Origin of the sequence: Emticicia sp. (assembly GCF_049241225.1) — a bacterium.
Lineage (GTDB): Bacteria > Bacteroidota > Bacteroidia > Cytophagales > Spirosomataceae > Emticicia.
Map to the genome: position 1 here is coordinate 1 of NZ_JBMLRC010000051.1, position 2,653 is coordinate 2,653.

A 2,653-nucleotide genomic window follows, 5' to 3' on the forward strand; every position below is an offset into this window, starting at 1 on the left:
ATCATGTTTTTGATAGCTTCGGGCGACGAAATGCCGTGTGCCACAATTACGTTGCCTTTGATACCAATAATCGGACTTCCGCCACTTACTTCGTAGTTCATACGGTCGATGAGGGGGTCTTTGATACCTTTTTCGGCGGCATAATCGTAGAACGATTCGCCCATTTTGAAGATAACATTTCCAGTAAAACCTTCGGTTACGATTACGTCGGCTTTGCCATCAAACAAGTCTCTTCCCTCAACATTACCAATAAAATTGATTTTTTTGTTGATTTTCAATAACTGATGGGCAGCTTGTACGACGGTTGAGCCTTTTTGTTCTTCTTCGCCAATATTGAGAAGAGCAACTTTAGGATTTTCGATTCCGAATGAGAATTTTGTATAAAGCGAGCCAAGTTCGGCAAATTCGGCCAAAACTTCGGGTTTGCAGTCGGCGTTAGCACCAATATCAAGCATTAGACTATATCCGCCATTTTTTAGGGGAAGAAAACCCGCAATGGGTGGGCGTTGGATATTTCCAACGGTTTTAACTGTAAAGAGTGAACCTACCATCATAGCACCCGTATTTCCGGCACTACAAAAAGCATCGACTTGTTTCTCCTTTAAAAGTTTAAACCCAACTCCAATGCTGGAATTGGGTTTCTGAGAAAAAGCCCTTGTAGGATGTTCACCCATCTCGATAACATCGTCAGCATTAACCATTTCAATAGCATGAGCAGGATATTTCATCGTTCGTAAAATATCAAGCATTATACTTTGTTTGCCAATCAACACCAGCTTTACGCCTTCGGGTAATTGGTTGGCGGCAATGACAGCACCTTCGACGATAGCTTTGGGAGCAAAATCACCCCCCATAACATCTACGGCAATTTTCATAAAAGCAATCTCTTGGTTGAGTAAATATTTGTTTTTGGGTAACGGCTACTGGCATTCGTTGTATATTTTATACATAATTGAATAAGTAACCAATATTATCTTATTGATGATTAACGATTGCAAATTGGAGATTTTTGATGTAAAATAACATTTTCTATTACGAAAATATATTATTTATCTAATTTGACTTTATCAATAATCAACAATCGTTAATTATTAATCGCTAATTTTTTTAATTAAGTAACATTGGATAAGTAACCAGTATCCAGCCACAAGTATTATTAAGCTTTTTGGTAGCCTTCAGCAACTAATTTGCCTTTGTAGAATAAGTTGCCTTCAAATACGTGTGCACGATGACGAACGTGAATTTCGCCAGTAGTAGCATCTACCGATAAGGCTTTAGTTGATAAAGAATCGTGCGTTCTACGCTTATCTCTTCTTGTTGTCGAATGTCTTCTCTTAGGATGTGCCATTTTACTATTAACAATTAACTATTTACAAAATTTATATACCTAAATTAATTAGCGAAAAAGAATATATAGCTTAAAAGCTCATTCTTATTTCTTAATTATTCATTCTTAATTTACTGAGAGCTGCCCATCTTGGATCGATTTCTTGCTCTTTTGGCTCGTCGGTTGGCTCTTCTTCTTTTTCGGAAGTATAAACCAGTAAGCCTTCTTCTTCAATATCTTCATCTCTGAATCTTGGATGTAGCTTCTTCATCGGAAGCGAAATGCCAATAAAGTCATAAATGTGCTGTGCGATATTGATGGTGGCGGTTCCGTGAGGAATCATTTCGATTTCGTCGGTAATTTCTTCGTGACGGTCGCCAAATTTATAAATGTATCTTTCTTCAACCTCTAATTCTTCATCGAAAAGCTCAAGACTACGGTCGCATGTCAATTCGACGGTTGCCGTAATATCGAAGTCCAGCTGAATCAATGCGGAATTCTTGTTGAGTCTTACGATGGCTTTAAAATTCCCCTTCGTAATAAAGCTCTGCTCGAAAGCCCCAAAAAACTTATCATCGCCCTCGAATTCAAACGTATGAACCTTTTCTTCGAGTCCTTGAATGTTAATGTCGTATTTTGATAGTATCTTGCTCACGTTTTCACAGAAAGGTTGCAAATTTACGGCTAATTTTGGAATTAAGAAAGTTTCTTAGAGAAAATGCTTAAAATACTTACTAATAATCGTTTATTTTTCATTATTTTCTTCATTTGGGTGATTTTGGGGGCTGTTTTGCAGCTACTTTTTTCGCCAACCGAGATAATGTTTTGGATAAACCAACATCATAACTCACTGTCAGATAGCTTTTTTCGGTACATTACACTACTTGGTGAGGATACTGTTTGGCTTGGTGTATTCTTTTATTTCGCTTTTGAAAAGTACGTAAAAGGAATTGAGAATAACCAAGTGATAAAAGTACTTCTAATTAGTTGGCTATCAAAAGTTTTGGTGTCGGTATCGTTGAAAAACATCTTTAATTATCCACGACCAATTGAAGTTTATCAACATTCGGGCCAAGCCATTCACTTGGTTGATGGCGTAACGATGCACCATTGGCAGAGTTTTCCGTCGGGGCATACCATGACGGCCTTTGCTTTCGCGTGTGTGTGTCTATTTGTGCAGAAAAAAACTTCCCCAGCAATCATTGCCTTGTTGCTTGCCATGCTCGTGGGCTATTCTCGAATGTATCTTTTTCAGCATTTTCCGAGAGATGTCTTTGCTGGAAGTGTCTTGGGAGTGGGGATACCCCCCGCCCTAAAGGGAGCTAA

4 protein-coding genes are annotated in these 2,653 nt (G+C 38.3%); 1 reads left to right on the top strand and 3 read right to left on the bottom strand.

Translation table 11 applies throughout. The features are described 5' to 3' along the window. The 3 genes from plsX to ACOVO2_RS03340 form a co-directional block, all read right to left on the bottom strand. Positions 1-875, bottom strand: an 875-nt coding sequence (gene plsX, locus ACOVO2_RS03330; protein ID WP_421768606.1) for a phosphate acyltransferase PlsX, incomplete at its 3' end; no start/stop codon positions are given. Positions 876-1,156: 281 nt separating this feature from the next. Continuing rightward, the gene (gene rpmF, locus ACOVO2_RS03335; RefSeq protein ID WP_188770167.1) at positions 1,157-1,348 is read right to left on the bottom strand and encodes a 50S ribosomal protein L32; all 192 of its coding nucleotides are present in this window, start codon (positions 1,346-1,348) and stop codon (positions 1,157-1,159) included. Between the two features lie 91 nt (positions 1,349-1,439). Beyond that, entirely contained in the window at positions 1,440-1,982 is a 543-nt protein-coding gene (locus ACOVO2_RS03340; RefSeq protein WP_421768607.1) for a YceD family protein, read from the bottom strand. 63 nt (positions 1,983-2,045) lie between these two features. Between ACOVO2_RS03340 and ACOVO2_RS03345 the strand changes: the two genes are divergently transcribed. Further along, positions 2,046-2,653 (top strand): phosphatase PAP2 family protein (locus ACOVO2_RS03345; protein WP_421768608.1); only part of this gene is annotated, 608 nt, incomplete at its 3' end.